Genomic DNA, 20,019 nt, shown 5'->3' on the forward strand with positions numbered 1-20,019 from the left:
ATTCTCCTTAAACTGGTTCTTCTTCACCAACTTCAGAAATAAGTCCATATTTCTTGTCGGGGCGTTTTAATTCAGGCCAAAATTCTTTATTGGCTTCGATAAGATCATCAAGCAATTCTTTTGCTACTTGTGCACTAGGAACGGTTTTTGATAATGATAATGCTTGCCATAGTTTTTGATAATCATGTTCAATCCATGCTTGTACAGCTAATTTTTCGACTGTAACTTGTTCGTACATCATTCCACGTTGGAACATAGGAATATTTCCTTGTGCTAGTGGTTCAGGTCCATCATTACCAACGATACATGGAACCTCAACCATTGCGTCATCATCAAAGTTTGCAATGGCACCATTATTTGGAACAATTAGAAGCATACGTTCATGAGTATTGAAGGCGATAGCACGTGCTAAATCGACGATGAATGAAGCGTGGCTATCAATGTTGAATTCACCGACTGCAGATGTACCAGCATCTACAATTCGTTGTGCAGCAGAGAAAACATTTTTTTCACGTCCATCCATTACTTCGTTTGCTCGTGTGTAGTTAGGATCAGATTCTTCAACAACATAATCAGGATATAAGTAATATTTCAAATAGGTGTTGGGTAGGAATCTAGGGTCGATAGCTAATAAGTCTTTTGCTTTTTTATGAGTTGCTTGCCAGCTAGCATCCATGTGTTGAGTGTCAACTTCAACTTTTGTTAAGTATCCGTGTTCAGCAACGTAATCTCTAATCTCGGGAAGATATTCATGTCCTTTGTGATCCTTTACGCTTGTCCACCACCCAAAATGATTTAGTCCAAAATATTTAACTTCTAAATCTTCTGGTGTCAATCCGACAATTTGTGACATTCTTCTGAGGGTACCAACAGGCATATCACAAATATTGAGAATTCTTGAACCTGGGCGAAGAACACGGCAAGCTTCAGCTACAATTGCTGCAGGATTGGAGTAGTTAAGCATCCAAGCATCGGGTGAGTACTTCTCCATAAAATCGATCAGTTCAATAATGTCTCCAATGCTTCTCATACCATAAGCAATACCACCAGGTCCACAAGTTTCTTGACCTACAACACCATGTGCAAGAGGGATCTTTTCATCAAGTTCTCTCATACGATATTTACCAGATCTAATATGTGCAAAGACAAAATCAACATTTGTGAAAGCTTCTTCAGGATCAGTAGTGTATTTGAATTCAATTTGGGGTGCTTTTTCATTTAAAACAATTTTTAATGCACGTCCTAATTTTGCTTGTCTTTCTTCATCATTGTCGTAAAGCTTTAATGAATCAATTGGAAATCTATCCATGTTATCTAGTAACATCATTACGATTCCTGGTGTAAATGTGCTTCCGCCCCCGGCGATTAAGATTGAATGTTTTTTCATGATTAATTTTCTCCTTTTATTCGATTTCAGCATCCATGTCTGATATTCCAAGTGCCTCATCGACTGCTTTTCTAACAGCGGTAACAGTTAATCCATATACCACATGTACATTATTTCCTTTGATAATTAAGCCACTAGCACCAGTATCATTTTTTAAAGTTTCTTCATCAACAAGTGAAGGGTCTTTTAGTACAGTTCTTAATCTTGTATAACAGTTTGTTACACTTTCAATATTATCTTCACCACCGAGTGCTTCAATAATTAAACCGGCAGGTACTTCATCGTTTCCTTTGACAGAAATCTTTTTATCAGGTGCTTTGTCTTTTTCTTTATAATCTTTTTTAGAATATAGCTTGACGTCTTTAGTGTCGTCTTCACGTCCAACAGTTTTAAGATTAAATGCCTGTATCAGGACTCTGAAGGTAATGTAGTAAATGAAGAAGAATGCAATACCAACTACGATGTACATTGGCCAATGGGTTTTGGATACTCCAAGTGGGACATTATATAGTAAGAAGTCTAGAAATCCATTGGGACCAATCGCTCTAACGTTAAGTATATTAAGAACTACCATGCTTAATCCTGATAAGGCAGCATGAACGACGAAAAGCAATGGTGCTAGGAACATGAATGAGAATTCTATTGGTTCTGTTACACCAGCCAAGAAGGATGTAACTACAGCTGGAATCAAAATAGCCTTAACTTTCATTTTGTTTTCAGGCTTAGCAGTTTGATACATGGCTAAACATGCACCGATTAATCCGAACATTTTTGAAATTCCTCTTGCGTCCCAAATAACTGATTTGGAGAGAAGATGAATTGATGGATTGGCCATTTCAGCGTAATAAATATTTCTTGCGCCTTCATAGACATGTCCGGCAATTGTTTCTGTTCCACCGAGTGATGTATATAAAAATGGTGTATAAACTAGATGATGTAATCCAGTAGGAATAAGTAATCTTTCAAGTGATCCATATAGGAACAATCCAAAATTACCAGATTGTCTGATGAATCCTCCCATACTGGAAATTCCAGCTTGAATGAATGGCCAGATGTAGGTAAGTGCAATTGCTAAAATTACGGTTACAGGGATAATTACAATAAAGACGAATCTTGATCCACCATAAATTTGAAATGCACTTTTGAATTCAGTATCAACGAATCGGTTATGAACGATTCCAACAATAATTCCTAAAATAATACCCAAGAACACACCCATATCTAAGATTTGAACACCAAGAACCATTGTTTGACCAGTTCCTTGTAAATCTTTAGAGGTATTCAATAGGTGATTTAAATCCATAAATTTATTCATTGCATTAATAAATACTAAGAATGCTAGTAAAGCTGTGAATCCTGCTTCAGCTTTTTTCTTCTTTGCTAATCCAACGGCTAAACCAACACAGAAAATAACCCCTAGATTAGTTAGAATTGAGACCAGTGATCCGGATAAAATAGCACCAAATCCTGTAGTGATTGGGTTATTCAAGAATGGTACTGCTTCTAGCAGTTTTACATTTGTAAAAATGTTTCCGATAGCTATTAAGATACCGGCGATTGGAAGAATAAGAACCGGAATAAACATTGCTTTTGAGAAGCGTTGTAATCCGTTCATAACTTTTTCTTTCATATTGTGTAACATCTCCTTTACTTGAGTTCATAGTGAGTATATCGGAAAAATCAATTTGTGAAAACGCTTTTATAGAGTTTGGAAACAAGTTACTCGACAAAGAAACTTGTTTCAGAGTACAAAAAAAGACGATATCTGAAGTGGATATCGTCTTACTTGAATTAAAGGCGCTCATAAAGGCATATAACATGTTCAAAAAGCAGTAGTATATTTGGGAAAAAATCATTTGAAAACTGATTGTAATCGTCTAGTGGATAGTCGTCTTTACAAGTAATAGGCAGATTGGCGACATAGTTTATGGAACTATCCTTGTTTCCTGTGATTCCGATCACCTCAATATTTTCATCTTGTGCCATTTTAACTTTATCAAGTACCTGTTTAGTTTCACCTGATTTAGAAACTACTATTAATAATCCAATATTGTTAAGATTATTTTCAAATACCCCGATTGAATCACCACCAGTTGATATTAAGCATTTTTTACCAAGTATTAATAACTTTTTATAAAAATATTCTGCTACAGTTGTTGAGAACCCTGTTGCATAGATATAAATAAACTTTTCTTCTTGTTCAGAAATTAATTCAGCAAATTCTTTAAGTGATTTTTCGGTTGTTTCTACCATTATGTTGTTTAACTCTGTGGATGGTTGTTTAACAGGGGTATCTTTCATTATGTATTCAGCAATTCTATAGTGCATTTCCACAAATCCAGAATAGCCCAGCTTTTGTGCGAGTCTCATCACAGTTGAGGTAGAGGTATAATTTGCTTTTGCCACGCCACGTACTCCAAGGTCTAATGCAGTACTGTTGTTATCTAGTAGAAACTGTAAAACCTGTTTTTCATTTGAAGAAAGCTTATCGCTATTTTTGAATTTTGAAATATTCATCAGATGACCTCCAACAAAAAATAAGGTACAAAAAAATGCGCCACGTGGGAGTCGAACCCACATTCCAGGAACCGGAATCCTGTGTGCGATCCATTACACTAGCGGCGCAAGTACGATATTAATTTTATCGCATTCATGTACCAAATGTAAATTGTTAAAAAAAGATTCACAAAGTTGGAGGTTTTTGGAGGATATTACTTGAAATAATCACAATACCAGTTATAATAATCAGTGTGCTTAGGAGATCAATGGTTCGACTGAGCTATTATTTTTTGAGTATATGGGTCGTAAACAGACATACAGGGACGATAGCTGCCCCACGGAGTATATCAAATGACTAATAATGAAGATTTAGAATTGCTTGATTTAATTGCCCCAGACTTCATTAAAACTGTGGAAAAGCGATTTATGATTCTTCAGAACATATCGTTAATGGAGCCGGTGGGACGCAGAACTCTCGCTGATGACCTTAATGTCACTGAAAGAAGTCTTCGTACAGAAACGGACTTACTTAGGAAGCAAGGATTAATTGTTTCATCTAAGTCAGGGATGTCTCTTACGAGAAATGGAAGTCATGTGACGGATCAGCTTGGTAAGATGTTAGCTGATTATCAAGGTGTTGCACTTCTGGAGAAACAGCTTAGTCAGAAGTTAGGAATTTCCCGTTGTATTGTATTACCGGGTAATTCTAATAAACAACACCGTGTAGTTGATTCATTTGGTAGACGTTTGAATCAATTACTTGGTTCAATTCTTCCAACCGGAGAAGCGCTTATTTCCGTTACGGGTGGAAGAACATTAGCAAGAGTTGCTAGAAACCTTTCACCAGACTTATCTAAGAATAGAAAACTGATTTTTCTACCTGCCAGAGGTGGTGTAGGTGAGTCGGTTGAGATTCAAGCTAACAGTGTCTGTGCTGAAATGGCGGATAAAACTCAAGGTCAGTACCGTGCTATGTATCTTCCAGAAGATATTAGTGAAGAAAGTTTTGAATCTCTTCAAAAAGAGGCTTCAATTAAGTCGGTACTTGATTTAATATATAGGAGTGATGTTGTTATTCACAGCATTGGCTCCGCAAGTATTATGGCTGATCGCAGAAACTTGTCACGAGAAGAAAAAATGAACATCGTAGAACGTGGTGCTGTTTCTGAAGCTTTTGGTGATTTCTTCGATCAAAGTGGTAGACTTGTATATAAGGTACCTAGGATTGGACTTCATGTCCGGGACCTTGATAGAATTAAATATGTGATTGCAATTGCCGGTGGTTCTGAAAAGGCTAACGCAATTCAATCGTATATGAAAAATGCACCTGCTCATACAGTACTTATTACTGATGAAGGTGCCTCAAAACTGATTTTAAGGGATAACCCTTAAAAATATATTTTTTAATTTCCTGAAGGAGGAATTTTTGTATGACTACAAAAGTTGGTATTAATGGATTTGGACGTATCGGTCGTTTGGCATTCCGTCGTATTGCTGATCTTCAAGCACAAGGTAAAACTGATTTGGAAGTTGTTGCAATCAATGATTTAACATCACCTGCAATGCTTGCACATCTATTGAAGTATGATACAGCTCATGGTAACTTCATGGCTGACAAGATCAGTGCTACAGAAAACTCAATCGTCGTTGACGGTAAGACTATTCCTGTATATGCTGAAATGAATGCTGCAGACCTTAAATGGGTTGGCAACGACGGTGTTGACATCGTTCTTGAATGTACTGGTTTCTACACATCAACAGAAAAAGCACAAGCTCACATCGATGCTGGTGCAAAACGTGTATTGATCTCAGCTCCATCAGGTGCTATGCCTACAGTTGTTTACGGTGTTAACGACGACATTCTTACAAATGACGTTAAGATCGCTTCAGCTGGTTCATGTACAACAAACTGTCTTGCACCATTAGCTAATGCCGTAAACAAAGAATTCGGTATCAAAGCTGGTACAATGACAACAGTTCACGCATACACAGCTACACAAAAACTTCAAGATGGTCCAGAACGTAAAGGTAATGTTCGTGCTGCACGTGCTGCTGCTGCTAACATCATCCCTCACTCAACTGGTGCTGCTAAGGCTCTTGGCCTTGTTGTTCCAGAACTTAAGGGTAAGCTTGATGGACATGCACAACGTGTACCAGTTATCACAGGTTCACTTACAGAATTAGTTGCAACTTTCGACAAGGAAGTTACAGTTGACGAAGTTAACGCTGCTGTTAAGAAATATACAGAAAATAACCCTTCATTCGGTTACAATGATGACGAAATTGTTTCATCAGACATCATCGGTACATCATTTGGTTCAGTATTTGACCCAACACAAACACAAGTTGTTGGTTCAGGTGCAGGTCAAGTTGTAAAGACTGTTGCTTGGTATGACAACGAATCAGGATTTACTGCACAAATGGTTCGTACACTTGAAAAATTTGCTACATTAAACTAATTCATTAGTTTAACTAGTATCTAAGTTAAGATAAAACCTAATTTAGCGATTTAAATTGGCGGAGGGAGGAAACTCCTTCCGCTTTTTTTTAAGGAAAATATTGGAGGATTTATATATTGGCAAAACTTATCGTTTCTGACGTTGACGTAAAAGACAAGAAAGTTCTTATGCGTGTAGATTTCAACGTTCCTATTAAAGATGGTGTTGTTGGCGATACAAACCGTATTGTTGGTGCTATCCCAACAATTAAATATGTATCAGAACATGGTGGAAAGGTTATCTTGCTATCTCACTTGGGTCGTATCAAGAGTGATGAAGACAAGAAAGCTTTGTCATTGAAGCCAGTTGCTGAAAAGTTACAAGAATTAAGTGGTATGTCAGTTAAGTTCGTACCAACTAACGAAGGTAAAGAACTTGAAGATGCTATCAACGAACTAAAAGATGGCGACATTCTATTGATGGAAAACACACGTTTCCAAGATATCGACAACGATTTCGGTAAACGCGAAAGTAAGAATGATCCAAAACTTGGTGAATACTGGGCATCACTTGGTGACGTATTTATCAACGACGCTTTTGGTACAGCTCACAGAAGCCATGCCTCAAACGTTGGTATCTCAACAGCTATGAAGGCTGCTGGTAAGCCAGTTGCTGCTGGATACTTGATGGAAAAAGAAATCAAATTCTTAGGTAATGCCGTTGACAATCCTGTACACCCATTCGTTACAATTCTTGGTGGTGCAAAGGTTTCAGATAAGATCGGTGTTATTGAACATCTAATTCCAAAATCAGACCACATCATTATCGGTGGTGGTATGGCATACACATTCTTAGCCGCTCAAGGCCACAAGATTGGTAAGTCATTGTTCGAAGAAGACAAAGTTGAACTTGCTAAAGACCTCCTTCAAAAAGCAGGCGACAAGATTGTTCTTCCTGTAGACCACATCGTTGCTAAAGAATTCTCAAATGATGCTGATGCTACAACTACTGATGGTGTTGATATTCCTGATGACGAAATGGCTCTTGATATCGGACCTAAGACAGTTAAATTATTCCAAGACACTCTAAAGGGTGCTAAGACTGTTGTATGGAATGGACCAATGGGTGCATTCGAAATGAGCAAGTTTGCTGAAGGTACACTAGAAGTTGGACGTGCTATGGGCGACTTATCAGATGCTATTACTATTGTTGGTGGTGGTGATTCAACTGCTGCTGCTAAGAGTCTTGGTATTGCTGATAAGCTAACACACATCTCAACTGGTGGTGGTGCTTCACTTGAATATCTAGAAGGTAAAGTATTGCCTGGTATTGATTCAATTTCTGACAAATAATCTAAGGAGTGTTAAATTTATGCGTACACCTATTATTGCGGGTAACTGGAAGATGAACAAAAATCCTCAAGAAACCCAAGAATTTCTAGAAGCTATCAAAGGTAAGTTGCCAGAATCTGGCGTAGAAGCTATCATTGGTGCTCCTGCAATCGACTTAAACGCTCTTACATGGTTCTCAAAAGACGAACCACTAAAGACAGCTGCTGAAAACAGTTACTTTGAAGACGCTGGTGCATTTACTGGTGAAACTTCACCAAAGGCACTTTCAGATATGGGCATTGATTATGTAATCATTGGCCACTCAGAAAGACGTCAATACTTCGGTGAAACTGACGAAGATATCAACAAGAAGGCACATGCTATTCTTAGAAACAACATGCTACCTATCATTTGTTGTGGTGAAACACTAGAACAACGTGAAGCTGGCAAGGCTGAATCATGGGTTACTGGTCAAATCGAAAATGCTGTTAAAGGTATTTCTGCTGAAGACTTAGCTAAATCAGTTATCGCTTACGAACCTATCTGGGCTATCGGTACTGGTAAGACTGCTACAAGCGATCAAGCACAAGAAATGGTTCACGTAATCCGTGAAAAGATTGCTAGTTTGTATGATGCTGATACTGCTGATAAAGTACGTATTCTTTACGGTGGTTCAGTTAAACCTGCTAACGTTAAAGAATTAATGGCTAAAGAAGATATCGATGGTGGACTTGTTGGTGGTGCCAGCATGGATCCTGAATCATTCTTAGCATTAGTTAACTTTAATAAATAATAATCTTAATTAAGATATTTATTTTAAGCGATAAAAAGGTTAAAATTAGTTTGTATTAAAATCATAAAGGAGATTTTTAAAATATGTCTGTAATTACTGATATTTTAGGCCGTGAAGTTCTTGATTCACGTGGCAACCCAACTGTTGAAGTTGAACTATATACTGAATTAGGCGGCTTTGGCCGTGGAATCGTTCCATCAGGTGCTTCAACTGGTGAACACGAAGCTGTTGAATTACGTGATGGCGACAAATCACGTTTTGGTGGCAAGGGTGTTCTTAAAGCCGTTGCTAACGTTAACGACAAGATTGCTAAGAAGATTGTTGGTATGGACGTTACTGATCAAAGAGCTATTGATCAAGCAATGATCGACCTTGATGGTACAGAAAACAAGGGTAACCTTGGTGCAAATGCTATCTTAGGTGTTTCACTAGCTGCTGCACGTGCTGCTGCTGATGAATTAGGTCTTCCATTGTACGAATACCTTGGTGGCCCTAATGCTCACGTATTGCCAACACCTATGATGAACGTTATCAATGGTGGTAAGCATGCTGATAACAACGTTGACTTCCAAGAATTCATGATCGTACCTGTTGGTGCAAAATCAGTTCACGAAGCTGTACGTATGGGTTCAGAAACTTTCCAAGCACTTAAGTCAATTCTTAAAGACCGTGGTCTAAACACTGCTGTTGGTGACGAAGGTGGATTTGCTCCTGACCTTGAAAATAACGAAGCTCCTTTCAAGATTTTGGTTGAAGCTATTGAAAAAGCTGGTTACAAACCTGGCGACGACGTTGCTATTGGTTTTGACTGTGCTTCATCAGAATTCTACAACACAGAAACTGGTAAATACGATCTTAAGGGTGAAGGCGAAAATGGTGCCAGCTTAACAACTGACGAATTCATCGACTTGCTTGACGGAATCGTTGAAAAGTACCCAGTTATCACAATCGAAGACCCACTTGACGAAAACAACTGGGAAGATTGGCAAAAAGTTACAAAGGCTCTTGGTAAGAAAGTACAACTTGTTGGTGATGACTTGTTCGTTACAAACACAGACTACTTGAAGAAGGGTATTGATATGGGAGTATCAAACTCAATCCTTATCAAGCTTAACCAAATCGGTACACTTACAGAAACATTCGAAGCTATCGAAATGGCTAAAGAAGCTGGATTCACAGCCGTTGTATCACACCGTTCAGGTGAAACAGAAGATACAACAATTGCTGACCTTGTTGTTGCTACAAACGCAGGTCAAATCAAGACTGGTTCAATGAGTCGTACAGACCGTATTGCTAAGTACAACCAATTGATGAGAATCGAAGATCAACTTGGCGACCAAGCAGAATACAAAGGTATCCACAGTTTCTACAACTTAAACAAATAATTAATTATTTGAAATCAAGACAATCCTTAGTGATTGTCTTTTTTTATTGAAAAATTTATATATCAATTTATACAAAATATAATTTCCTTATATGAATTATAAAAGCGGTTACATCAGTTATAATATGTCTTGGGTTAATTAATAATAATAATTTACTTTATTTTAATCGCACGGGAGAAGAAGACTATGAGATTACAAGTAAATAAGAAAAAAATATTATATTTCAACTTGATCTTGTTTGGCTTTTTTGTGTTTTTATTGAATTTACCTTCTATAGAAGCTAAAGCTGCCAGTGCTACTGATAATGATTATATATCCGCAATGAACGGTGCGCCTCAAGGACTTAATCTGGATGATATTTTTGTTCCAGGTACTTTTAAAGACAATGTGTCTACTGTCGTAGATGTAGATAACGCATACGTAACTGACACTGACGCTGTTAGATTGACATACGCTAAGGATCAACTGGGAGCCATTTGGTCAACCGATAGTAATTACTTTGATTTGAATAAGGACCAAACTATGTCTATGTGGATGTATTTTGGTGGTACAAAGGATCCTGGTGACGGTATGGCCTTTGTATTACAAAATGATGATAATGGTACTGGTGCAATCTCAACCTTTTCATCTAAAAACATTCTTGGTCAGACTGTTAAGACCCCAACTGGTGGTGAAACGCTTGGTGTCTGGGCTGCTGATATGGATGGAAGTTTGAAGGATACGGAGAAGTTCGCTACTACTGCTATCCAGAAGAGCTGGGCACTAGAATTTGATACATATCTGAATACTTCGGATAATTATCAGGCTGCCGGTAACGGTGGCGCGTTTGACGTGCAGGTTGCTGATGCAGGTCAACATATTGCAGCCAATTATCCTGGTGATGCTTCAAGTTATTACACTGTGTCTAAGAATTATGATTTATTGGGAGTTATCAAAGGATATATTAACTATATGAATCATGGTAGTTTGATCTCCAATGTAGGATTAACTAATGGATCATGGCATCATCTGACGATGAATTGGAATGCTACTAGCAAAGTAATGCGATATAGATTCGATGATATGAATTCTGACGGTAGTGAAAATCCTGATGCTTTAACGAGTAGTTTTACGATTGATACCGATGTATTTAAGTCCTCAGATGGACATGTACGTTGGGGATTCACTGGTGCCACTGGTAAGAAATATGAGAATAATTTGGTAATATTTGAGTCCATTCCAGATTTGGTAAATGCCACGATTACTCCATCTGTTTATGATATAACTCAAAAAAGAGAAATTGCTGATGGTGATGCTGTAACATCTAAAGATGAGCTAAAGGTCTCTTATAATCTTGATTATGAAAGTGGTAGAAGAGATTGGAAGAATATTGTAGCTAATATTAAACTTCCAGGTATTGCTCCTGATCCTGATGATACTAGCAATGATATCGAAAATATTAATTACGACGATACTGCTGAGATCACGTATGCTGATGGAAATACTGAGACTATTTCAATCGAAGGAATGACTTAGAATCAGGTTCAGCATTCGCTTGCTGAGACTCTTTCAAGTGAGAATCAAAGTGCAACGATTGAATTTACTGGAAAAGCGATTGATGTTAATCGTAATACCAAAATTGGTCAAGAAACTTCAAGTTTTAAATCGACCAACTTTATCACTCACGTTAAAACTCCCGGTTTTACGATTCAATCTGACAAAGGACTCTTGATTGCCCTAATTTCTGGGTCAAAACAAACGGTTAAGGCAGGAGAAGATGCCGACATGGCTGGTATGATCGTGTATGCTGGTGGTGATATGGATATCACAAACTCCAACTTTTCTATGCACACTCAGCTAAATGGTGTAGATCGTCCGGTTAGTCAATTAAGCGATGAATATGATCCTGGTGAATTTGCATTTACGGTATCTAGTAGTGAATTACAGCCTGGTAAGAATACTTTTGAGCTATATCTTGAGGATGGTAATGGAACTAAGTCTAATGTGGTTACAGCAACCATAACTGTCTCTGGATATCTGAATTTTCAGGAAGTAGCCGATAATGTTTCATTCAATACTATTCATTATATTGGTGAATCCAATATTATCAGTCGAAATAATGATTGGAAGTTATCAGTCAATGATGCCAGAAATGCTGGATCACAATGGAAAGTAATAGCGTCTTCAACTACATTGACCAATGGAACTGATACGTTACAAGGTGGATTGATTTATTCGAACGGAACATCTGTAACGTCACTTGTTAACAATCCAGTAATGATTGCCAGTCACACGGATCAGTATGACGGCGATGAGGTGAAGGATATTATTGCTGATTGGAACGAGAATGAAGGAATTCTGCTGAGAACTAGTAGTAATGAGAAGCCTGGAAAGTATACAGGTACTATAAAGTGGGAATTATATGACAGTATTTAGGCAGCCTTGTGGCTGTCTTTTTTTATTATGGTTTGGTAAAGTAAAAGTGTTATCGGTTTCAATACAGTATTGGAGGAAATAGGATGTCTTTAAAAATTGCATTTATCGGATTTGGTAAATCTGCTAATCGTTACCATTTGCCATATCTAAATATTCGTAAAAACTTTGAATTGAAAAAGGTTTATACGCGTAAAGGGCCTAATGAAGAACTTGCTAAACCATATCGTGACAAAGGTGTTGATTTCACCACTAACATCGATGATATATTACAAGATAAAGAGATTGATCTAGTTATTATTTGTACTCCAGCAAGCACTCACTATGAATTAGCTAAGCAAGTCATTAATTCTGGTAAGTCAGTTGTTGTGGAGAAGCCATTTGTTGATACAGTTGACCATGCTAAAGAGTTACTTCAATTGGGTAAAGAAAAAAATGTTTTGGTTATGCCATATCAAAACCGTCGCTTTGATGGTGACTTTTTAGCCGCTAAACAAGTTATAGATCAGGGATTCCTTGGTGATATTGTTGAAGTGGAGTCACACATTGATTATTATCGTCCAGGAACTGTCACTGGTAAGGGTACCAAAGAACAAGGTGTGTTTTACGGATTAGGAATTCATTTGATGGATCGTTTAGTTGCCTTATTCGGTCGTCCAGATACTGTCACTTATGATATTAGGAATACTGATGTTGCTGATGCAGTCGACAACTACTTTGATGTTGATTTACATTACGGTAACCAAATGAAAGTTAAGGTCAAAGTTGGTTATGATATTGCTAGTGAATATCCAAGATTCATTGTTCATGGAACAAATGGTTCGTTCATCAAGTATGGTGCTGATCAGCAAGAAAACGATTTGAAGGCTGGTATTATGCCAGGTACACCTAACTTTGGTGAAGATAGTCCAATGTATTATGGTGTGGCTAAATATCAAAATGCCAATGGTGACTGGATCAAGAAGCAGATCAAAACGCCAATTGGTGACTATGGTTTGTACTATGATTCTGTATATGACACATTAGTCAATGGTGCTCCTAAATTAGTAACTGATGAACAAGTATTAACAGATATTGAATTGCTTGAAGCTGGTTTCAATCAGCCATCTCCATCTGTTTACAATGTTCCAAAGATTTAACAGCCGTAAGGCTGTTTTTTTGTAAGTGAAAATTGTTGTATACTTATAAGCAACGGGGTGAAGATTATGAAAGTAGTCGTTGCAGATAACGATAGATTGAAATTGACGCTTGAAGGGATAGTTGTTGGAATCCTTACAGGTGTTGTTGTGAGTAGCTTTAGGTGGACAATTGGTCAGTTATTGACTATTTTTCAAGGGGTATATGTTGCTGCAAGAAGTAACGTGTTCTTGATATTAGGATTATTAGTTATGTTAATTGTTGCAGGATTATTGGTAGCTAATTTTCTGAAAAAAGATCCTAATATTTCAGGATCTGGTATTCCACAGGTTGAAGCACAATTGGCTGGAGAGATGGAAATGAATTGGTGGTCCATCCTTTGGCGTAAGTTTGTTGGTGGTATTGTAAGTATTGGACCAGGATTGTTCCTTGGTCGTGAAGGTCCTTCGATTCAACTAGGATCAGCTATTGGACAAGGTTTCAGTGAGGTAACTAAGGAGACTGGCGTCTTTCGTCGGGTATTAATTGCCAGTGGAGCCGCTGGTGGATTGGCCGCCGCATTTAATGCTCCAATCGCTGGTGCAATGTTTGTTTTGGAAGAAATATATCATAATTTTTCCCCACTAGTTTGGGTAACGGCATTAGCTAGTGCGGTCAGTTCTAATCTGATTGCTTTATATGTATTCGGATTGACCCCAGTTTTGAACATTACTGGTAAGCAAAGTTTGCCTATCAAATTATATTGGCATTTAATTTTACTTGGTATTGTTTTGGGATTGATGGGTCGCTTGTACCAGAAGGTATTGTTGGCAATGCCAGCCTGGTATGCGAAAACTAGAATTCCTCGTTATCTACAAGGATTAGTTCCAATGATTTTGATCTTGCCAATTGGAATGATGTTTCCTAAGTATATTGGTGGTGGTAACAGTATTATCACTAGTTTGAATGGCTGGGGAGATGGTATGTGGTTCTTGTTGGGATTATTGGCCTTGAGATTTATTTATTCAATGATTTCATATGGTTCAGGATTACCTGGTGGAATTTTTCTTCCTATCTTAAATCTTGGTGCAATCATCGGTGCAATTTATGCTGTAGCTATGCACAGTATGGGATTGTTGCCATCTGGATTTGAAAGTGATTTGATTATATTCTCAATGGCTGGATATTTTGCCTGTATCGGTAAAGCTCCGTTTACAGCGATCATTCTAGTTACTGAAATGGTCGGTTCACTCAGCCACTTGATGCCATTAGCTGTGTTATCATTAGTGGCGTACATAGTAGTTGATATCTTGAATGGTGCACCGATCTACGAATCATTGAAGGAACGTTTGAATGTTGACTCTGATTATTTGAATCGTGTCAGCAAGTTCAATGATCGATTGGAAATGCCTATTTTTGAAGGTAGCACGATCGATGGTAAGTACATTCGAGATATTCCATTTCCAAAGGATATTTTAATTATTGCAATTTATCGTGGAGAATCTCAGATCATTCCAAAGGGTGACACGGTTATTAAAGCTGGCGATCGAATTGTAATGATGGTCAATGCCGCCAAACGAGTTGAAATTCGTAATCGAATAAATCATTTGATTAATGGTATGGACTAGAATTTTGACTTACTTTGTGTTATTGTTTTAGGAGTGATTTCAGCTTTCAACACCATGAACGGAGGTTTTACGGGTGTATAACGTTATTGAAACTATACTTATTATTGTTTCCATTTTGATAATTATTGCTGTACTAATGCAGCCTACAAAACAACAAGATGCATTGAACGCCTTATCAGGTGGCGGTGGAGACTTGTTCAGCAACCAGAAGAAACGTGGTTTCGAAGCCTTCATGGTAAAGGTTACCTATGTTTTGCTAGTGCTATTCTTTGTTTGTTCGTTAATACTAGTATATTTATCATCACACTAAGCAAGTTACCCTCCTGAAGCTACTAAAAGTTGCTCGGGAGGTTTTTTGTTATAAGGAGTGGTTTTTTGAGAATTTTGACACCAAAGCCTTTTTTCTTCAATGCTGGAACTAAGGCAGTGATACTGTTACATTCATTTTCAGGGACATCTAACGATATGAGACTCATGGGCAGAATGCTTGAACGTAATGGTTATTCTGCATATGCGCCAATGTTTATGGGGCACGGAACAGATGAGCCCATTGATATTTTGGACCAGGGTGGACCTGATCAATGGTGGCAACAAGTTAATGAAGCAGTCGATTTTTTGAAAGAACAAAGGAAAAATGAAATATATATTTTTGGACTATCTTTAGGGGCAATTTTTGCTACCAAAGCAGTTGAAGAGATTCCAGAAATAAAGGCCGGTGGGGTCTTTGGTTCACCAGTTTTAGCACATGATTTTTCTAATGTTAGGGATGCGTTTATGACATATGCCGAGAAGGCTTATGAAATAAGAGAAGTATCTGAGATAGAGAAATATGCCAATTTACGAACGATTGATTCACGGATTGATGCTATGCTGATGAATATTAGAAAAACCACTGCTGGTGTTGGCGATAAGTTAGCTGAAATAGAAAAGCCCTATTTTATAGGGCAAGGTATGAGAGATAAAATGGTAGATCCTGAAGCTGCCAAACAAGTAGCTCAGATAGTCAAAACTGCCGACTTCCATCAATATGATGCAGGTCACGTTTTGACAATTAATCGTGCTCATAAGGAATTAGAGGGCGATGTGTTAAACTTTTTAGAAAATATTGAGGATAGAAATGCCTGATAAAGATGATAAATTAATTGCAGATATACTTGAATTCTTCAGAAATAATCCAGAACGTAGATATACTTCTGAACAAATTGAAGATTCATTAAGAATGCACGGTGCTTCAGCGTTTAAACGTGTTGTTAAGGCACTTGCAGTTCTTGAAGGTGAGAGCAAGATTACTCTCACAAATAAGGATGAGTTCAAAATGGCTCAACCTGACAAAGTCCTTGAAGGTACATTCAAGGGTAATGATAAAGGATTTGGTTTCGTTAGATATGACGAAGTAGAACCTGATGCCTTTGTTGCTAGAGATAATACACTTCATGCCGTTAATGGCGATACAGTTGAAGTTAAAATTACTAAACCATCCAATCCTTGGATCGATAAAGGACCAGAAGGTGAAATTACTAAGATTGTTGAACGTTCATTGTCAAAAATCGTTGGTGAATTCCATCCCTACAGTGATGCTCAAGTAGAAAAATCCGGAAATTATGGCTATGTTAAGAGTCATGAAAAGAAACTTGCTTCATACATGGTCTTCATTTCAAATAAAGGACTACATCCTCAAATGGGTGACATGGTTCAAGTATCTATTGATGAGTATCCAAATGATGCACATCCACAAAGTATGGAAGGTACTGCTCTAGAGGTCATTGGTAATAAGAATGATCCTGGTGTCGATATTATGTCTATTGTTATTGATAACGATATCAATCCAGAGTTCCCTAAGGAAGTTCTAGAAGAAGCAGAACAGATTCCGGATCACGTACTTGAAAGTGATCGTAAAGGTCGCCATGATTTGACTGATAACATGGTTATCACAATTGATGGGGATGACTCAAAGGATTTTGATGATGCTGTTGGTGTTGAAAAAATGGCTGACGGTAAATTCCATCTTGAAGTACATATCGCTGATGTTACTCACTATGTAACTGAAGGTTCAGCTCTTGATAAAGAAGCTTATGAACGTGGTACAAGTACTTATTTGGTAGACCGTGTTATTCCAATGCTTCCATTTAGATTGTCTAATGGTATTTGTTCATTGAATCCTGGCGAAGATAGATTAGCTTTGACTTGTGACATGGTTATTAACCAGTCAGGTCAAGTTGAAAAATATGATATCTATCCAAGTATCATTCAATCTAAATATCGTATGACATATAACAATGTTAATAAGATTCTTGATGGTGATGTTGAATTAACTGAAGAATACAAGCCACTTGTTCCAATGTTGAAAGATATGGCTGAACTTCATGATATCTTGTTCAAGATGCGTCATGAACGTGGTGCTATTGATTTCGAAGAAACAGAAGCTAAGATCATCGTGGATGAAAACGGCAAGCCAATTGATATTCAATTGCGTGAACGTGGTACATCTGAACGTATGATTGAATCATTCATGTTGGCCGCTAATGAAACAGTTGCCAAGAATTACAACTTGAAACATGTACCATTCTTATATCGTGTCCATGAAAAACCAGATGATGAAAAGGTTAAGAAGTTCTTTGAATTCGTTGCTGCAATGGGTGTTGATGTACATGGTAATTTGAAGGATATTAGTCCTAAGATGTTCCAAGGCATTCTTTCACAAGTAATTGGTACACCTGAAGAAGCTGTTGTTACTATCATGTTATTGAGAAGTATGCAACAAGCTAGATATTCAGATGAACCACTAGGTCACTTTGGTCTAGCTGCTAAGTACTATACTCACTTCACATCACCAATTCGTCGTTATCCTGACTTGACTGTACATCGTATGATCCATAGTTATGCTGAAAATGGCTTCACTGATGATGAACAAGCCAAGTGGGGTGGCAAACTTAAGGAGATCGGTGATCATACTTCTGGCCGTGAAAGAAAATCAATCGACGCTGAACGTGCCGTTGATGATCTTAAGAAGACAGAATATATGGCTGATCAAGTTGGCGAAACATTTGATGCTGTTGTAAGTTCTGTTACAAGTTTTGGTATGTTCATTCAATTGGATAACACCGTTGAAGGTTTGATCCATATTTCTAATATGAAAGATGATTATTATGAATATGATGAGAAGAGCATGTCAATGCATGGTCGTGGAACTGGTAAGACATTCAAAGTTGGTCAACCTATTCAAGTTAAGTTGATCCGTGCTGATGTTGAACACAGACAAATTGACTTCGAACGTGTCTTAACTCCTGAAGAAGCTGAACAAGCTAAGAAGCGTGAAGAAGAATTCGCCAAACGCCGTGGAAGTCACAGTAGAAGTGACCGCAGACACACTGGTAATGGTGGTGGCCGTTCAAATGGTCATTCAAATAATCATTCTAATGGTGGACATGGTCGAAACAATAATCATGGAAGCTCTAATAATGGTAAAGGAAACAACAGAAGACGCAGTAAATACGAAAGTCGGTGATGATATATGAAGAAGCATCACGTAAAGGCTGCTAACGAAGTAGCTAACAACCGTAAAGCTCGTCATGACTACAATATTTTGGACACCTATGAAGCAGGGGTCGCTTTAACAGGTACCGAAATCAAATCCGTACGAGCAAGCAAGATCAACATTCGTGATGGATTCGTACAAGCTAGGAGTGGGGAATTGTGGCTTGAAAATGTAAATATCGCTATTTATGATCAAGGAAATCAATTCAATCATGATCCATTGCGTAATCGCAAATTATTGTTACACAAGAAGGAAATTAGGAAGATATCTTCAACTGTTCAAGAAAAAGGTATAACAGTTATACCTTTGAAAGTGTATTTGAAGAATGGATTTGCTAAAGTCCTTATCGGAGTCGCTGAAGGTAAGAGACAGTTCGATAAACGTGAAACAATTAAGAGACGTGATCAAGAACGTGAGATACAGAGAACTTTGAAGAACTTTAGATAGAGAGCGGAGAAAAGCGGTAGCTCCTGAGCATTACCTAGGTTAATTGTTGGGTCACGAAGTGACACGATAATTAACCGTAGTAAGCACAGGGAGCTGCTTTTCGTAGCTCGTTTTAGATAGAGAGTGGAGCAAGACGGTAGATTTTGAGCACTGCCTAGAGTAATAAAGGTGCCACGTAAGTGGTGCGTTTATTACTCGTAGCAGGCGCAGAAATCTGTCTTGCGCAACTCGTTTTAAATAGAGAGTGTCGAAAGGCGTCCAGACTTTGAGCATTACCTAGATTAATTGTTGGGTCACGGAGTGACACAATAATTAATCGTAGTAAGCGCAGAGGTCTGCCTTTCGTAAACTCATTTTAGAAAAGCAGGATATCCAATGGATGTCCTTTTTTTCGACCTTAATTTGGTAAAATAAGCAATGTACTGTATGATAATATTTGAGGTGAAAATATGTTTAGAAATGCAAACGATGGAGACGCCGACCAGATATTACCTACACTTTTTCAAATATTTGACGAGATGGAGTTAGATATTTTTAAAGAAGTTGGTAATGACAAGATGGCACAGATTATACGAGAAGGATTCAAGCTATCCAATTACCGTTATGGATTGGATCACATTTTAGTTGATGAGATCGATGGCAAGGTAGCAACTATTGCCGTTGGATATCCTGAAGAACAAGAAGATAGCATTGATGATCCGCTAATCAAGGTCTTGCACGAACATGGAATTAAACGAGATAATATCTTTACTGATAAGGAAGCATGGCCTGGGGAATGGTATTTGGATTCTTTTGCAGTTGCTCCTGATATGCAAGGTAAGGGAATTGGAACACAATCACTTAAGGATTTGATTGATATCGTTCGCCAACGTGGTGAGAAAACTATGAGTTTGAATGTTGATGTTACCAATGAACCAGCTAAACACTTATACGATAAAGTCGGATTCAAGAAGGCTGGTCAATTGTATATAGGTGATCATTTATATGATCATATGCAATTTGATTTGTAAAATATATTTGATAGTACAAAAAAGCAGTTCGACGTTTG

At 37.8% G+C, this 20,019-nt stretch carries 17 protein-coding genes and 1 tRNA gene; 14 read left to right on the plus strand and 4 right to left on the minus strand.

Going from position 1 to position 20,019, the window contains the following annotated elements; genetic code table 11:
• Positions 1–7: 7 nt before the first annotated feature.
• The 4 genes from EKM66_RS00890 to EKM66_RS00905 all read right to left on the minus strand — a co-directional run bounded on the left by EKM66_RS00890 (position 8) and on the right by EKM66_RS00905 (position 4,012).
• A complete protein-coding gene (locus tag EKM66_RS00890; protein WP_125760722.1) occupies positions 8–1,387 on the minus strand; it encodes a 6-phospho-alpha-glucosidase in 1,380 nt (459 codons plus the stop codon).
• Between the two features lie 16 nt (positions 1,388–1,403).
• Positions 1,404–3,017 (minus strand): PTS transporter subunit EIIC, encoded by a 1,614-nt coding sequence (locus EKM66_RS00895; RefSeq protein ID WP_125760724.1) that lies wholly within the window; start codon positions 3,015–3,017, stop codon positions 1,404–1,406.
• A 161-nt stretch (positions 3,018–3,178) separates the two neighbouring features.
• Positions 3,179–3,904 (minus strand): MurR/RpiR family transcriptional regulator, encoded by a 726-nt coding sequence (locus EKM66_RS00900; protein WP_164504999.1) that lies wholly within the window; start codon positions 3,902–3,904, stop codon positions 3,179–3,181.
• A gap of 36 nt (positions 3,905–3,940) precedes the next feature.
• Positions 3,941–4,012 (minus strand) — tRNA-Arg (locus EKM66_RS00905).
• Positions 4,013–4,237: 225 nt separating this feature from the next.
• On the opposite strand from EKM66_RS00905, the gene EKM66_RS00910 reads away from it, so the two are divergent.
• The 14 genes from EKM66_RS00910 (at position 4,238) to EKM66_RS00975 (ending at position 19,981) form a co-directional block, all read left to right on the plus strand.
• Positions 4,238–5,278, plus strand: a complete 1,041-nt coding sequence (locus EKM66_RS00910) for a sugar-binding transcriptional regulator (RefSeq protein WP_125760728.1) — start codon at positions 4,238–4,240, stop codon at positions 5,276–5,278.
• Between the two features lie 38 nt (positions 5,279–5,316).
• Complete coding sequence (gene gap, locus EKM66_RS00915) at positions 5,317–6,345, plus strand: type I glyceraldehyde-3-phosphate dehydrogenase (protein WP_125760730.1); 1,029 nt, start codon at positions 5,317–5,319, stop codon at positions 6,343–6,345.
• 116 nt (positions 6,346–6,461) lie between these two features.
• Positions 6,462–7,676, plus strand: coding sequence for a phosphoglycerate kinase (locus tag EKM66_RS00920; protein ID WP_125760732.1), 1,215 nt, complete (start codon positions 6,462–6,464; stop codon positions 7,674–7,676).
• A 19-nt stretch (positions 7,677–7,695) separates the two neighbouring features.
• A complete protein-coding gene (gene tpiA / locus EKM66_RS00925) occupies positions 7,696–8,448 on the plus strand; it encodes a triose-phosphate isomerase (RefSeq protein WP_125760734.1) in 753 nt (250 codons plus the stop codon).
• A gap of 83 nt (positions 8,449–8,531) precedes the next feature.
• Positions 8,532–9,833 carry a phosphopyruvate hydratase gene (eno, locus tag EKM66_RS00930; protein ID WP_125760736.1) on the plus strand — a complete coding sequence of 434 codons (1,302 nt, stop codon included), beginning with the start codon at positions 8,532–8,534 and terminating at the stop codon, positions 9,831–9,833.
• A 186-nt stretch (positions 9,834–10,019) separates the two neighbouring features.
• The gene (locus EKM66_RS00935) at positions 10,020–11,348 is read left to right on the plus strand and encodes a lectin-like domain-containing protein (protein WP_125760739.1); all 1,329 of its coding nucleotides are present in this window, start codon (positions 10,020–10,022) and stop codon (positions 11,346–11,348) included.
• A 249-nt stretch (positions 11,349–11,597) separates the two neighbouring features.
• A complete protein-coding gene (locus tag EKM66_RS00940; RefSeq protein ID WP_164505000.1) occupies positions 11,598–12,248 on the plus strand; it encodes a hypothetical protein in 651 nt (216 codons plus the stop codon).
• A gap of 83 nt (positions 12,249–12,331) precedes the next feature.
• The gene (locus EKM66_RS00945) at positions 12,332–13,384 is read left to right on the plus strand and encodes an oxidoreductase (RefSeq protein ID WP_125760743.1); all 1,053 of its coding nucleotides are present in this window, start codon (positions 12,332–12,334) and stop codon (positions 13,382–13,384) included.
• A 66-nt stretch (positions 13,385–13,450) separates the two neighbouring features.
• Positions 13,451–14,989: a ClC family H(+)/Cl(-) exchange transporter gene (locus EKM66_RS00950; protein WP_125760745.1), complete on the plus strand. Its 1,539-nt coding sequence runs from the start codon at positions 13,451–13,453 to the stop codon at positions 14,987–14,989.
• 73 nt (positions 14,990–15,062) lie between these two features.
• Positions 15,063–15,299, plus strand: coding sequence for a preprotein translocase subunit SecG (gene secG, locus EKM66_RS00955; protein ID WP_125760747.1), 237 nt, complete (start codon positions 15,063–15,065; stop codon positions 15,297–15,299).
• A 65-nt stretch (positions 15,300–15,364) separates the two neighbouring features.
• On the plus strand, positions 15,365–16,114 hold the full coding sequence (locus EKM66_RS00960; RefSeq protein WP_125760749.1) for an alpha/beta hydrolase: 750 nt from the start codon (positions 15,365–15,367) through the stop codon (positions 16,112–16,114).
• The gene (gene rnr / locus EKM66_RS00965; RefSeq protein WP_125760751.1) at positions 16,107–18,494 is read left to right on the plus strand and encodes a ribonuclease R; all 2,388 of its coding nucleotides are present in this window, start codon (positions 16,107–16,109) and stop codon (positions 18,492–18,494) included. The genes EKM66_RS00960 and rnr overlap by 8 nt, the downstream gene beginning before the upstream one ends.
• Before the next feature lie 6 nt (positions 18,495–18,500).
• Entirely contained in the window at positions 18,501–18,971 is a 471-nt protein-coding gene (gene smpB, locus EKM66_RS00970; RefSeq protein WP_125760753.1) for an SsrA-binding protein SmpB, read from the plus strand.
• A 449-nt stretch (positions 18,972–19,420) separates the two neighbouring features.
• The gene (locus EKM66_RS00975) at positions 19,421–19,981 is read left to right on the plus strand and encodes a GNAT family N-acetyltransferase (protein ID WP_125760755.1); all 561 of its coding nucleotides are present in this window, start codon (positions 19,421–19,423) and stop codon (positions 19,979–19,981) included.
• The last annotated feature ends 38 nt before the right edge of the window (positions 19,982–20,019 follow it).

The sequence above is a fragment of the Companilactobacillus hulinensis genome, assembly GCF_003946555.1.
GTDB classification, from domain to species: domain Bacteria; phylum Bacillota; class Bacilli; order Lactobacillales; family Lactobacillaceae; genus Companilactobacillus; species Companilactobacillus hulinensis.

Coding starts and splice junctions, on each gene's coding strand:
- EKM66_RS00890 (WP_125760722.1), bottom strand. CDS start 1,387: ATGAAAAAACATTCAATCTTAATCGCCGGGGGCGGAAGCACATTTACA.
- EKM66_RS00895 (WP_125760724.1), bottom strand. CDS start 3,017: ATGAAAGAAAAAGTTATGAACGGATTACAACGCTTCTCAAAAGCAATG.
- EKM66_RS00900 (WP_164504999.1), bottom strand. CDS start 3,904: ATGAATATTTCAAAATTCAAAAATAGCGATAAGCTTTCTTCAAATGAA.
- EKM66_RS00910 (WP_125760728.1), top strand. CDS start 4,238: ATGACTAATAATGAAGATTTAGAATTGCTTGATTTAATTGCCCCAGAC.
- gap (WP_125760730.1), top strand. CDS start 5,317: ATGACTACAAAAGTTGGTATTAATGGATTTGGACGTATCGGTCGTTTG.
- tpiA (WP_125760734.1), top strand. CDS start 7,696: ATGCGTACACCTATTATTGCGGGTAACTGGAAGATGAACAAAAATCCT.
- eno (WP_125760736.1), top strand. CDS start 8,532: ATGTCTGTAATTACTGATATTTTAGGCCGTGAAGTTCTTGATTCACGT.
- EKM66_RS00935 (WP_125760739.1), top strand. CDS start 10,020: ATGAGATTACAAGTAAATAAGAAAAAAATATTATATTTCAACTTGATC.
- EKM66_RS00940 (WP_164505000.1), top strand. CDS start 11,598: ATGGCTGGTATGATCGTGTATGCTGGTGGTGATATGGATATCACAAAC.
- EKM66_RS00945 (WP_125760743.1), top strand. CDS start 12,332: ATGTCTTTAAAAATTGCATTTATCGGATTTGGTAAATCTGCTAATCGT.
- EKM66_RS00950 (WP_125760745.1), top strand. CDS start 13,451: ATGAAAGTAGTCGTTGCAGATAACGATAGATTGAAATTGACGCTTGAA.
- rnr (WP_125760751.1), top strand. CDS start 16,107: ATGCCTGATAAAGATGATAAATTAATTGCAGATATACTTGAATTCTTC.
- smpB (WP_125760753.1), top strand. CDS start 18,501: ATGAAGAAGCATCACGTAAAGGCTGCTAACGAAGTAGCTAACAACCGT.
- EKM66_RS00975 (WP_125760755.1), top strand. CDS start 19,421: ATGTTTAGAAATGCAAACGATGGAGACGCCGACCAGATATTACCTACA.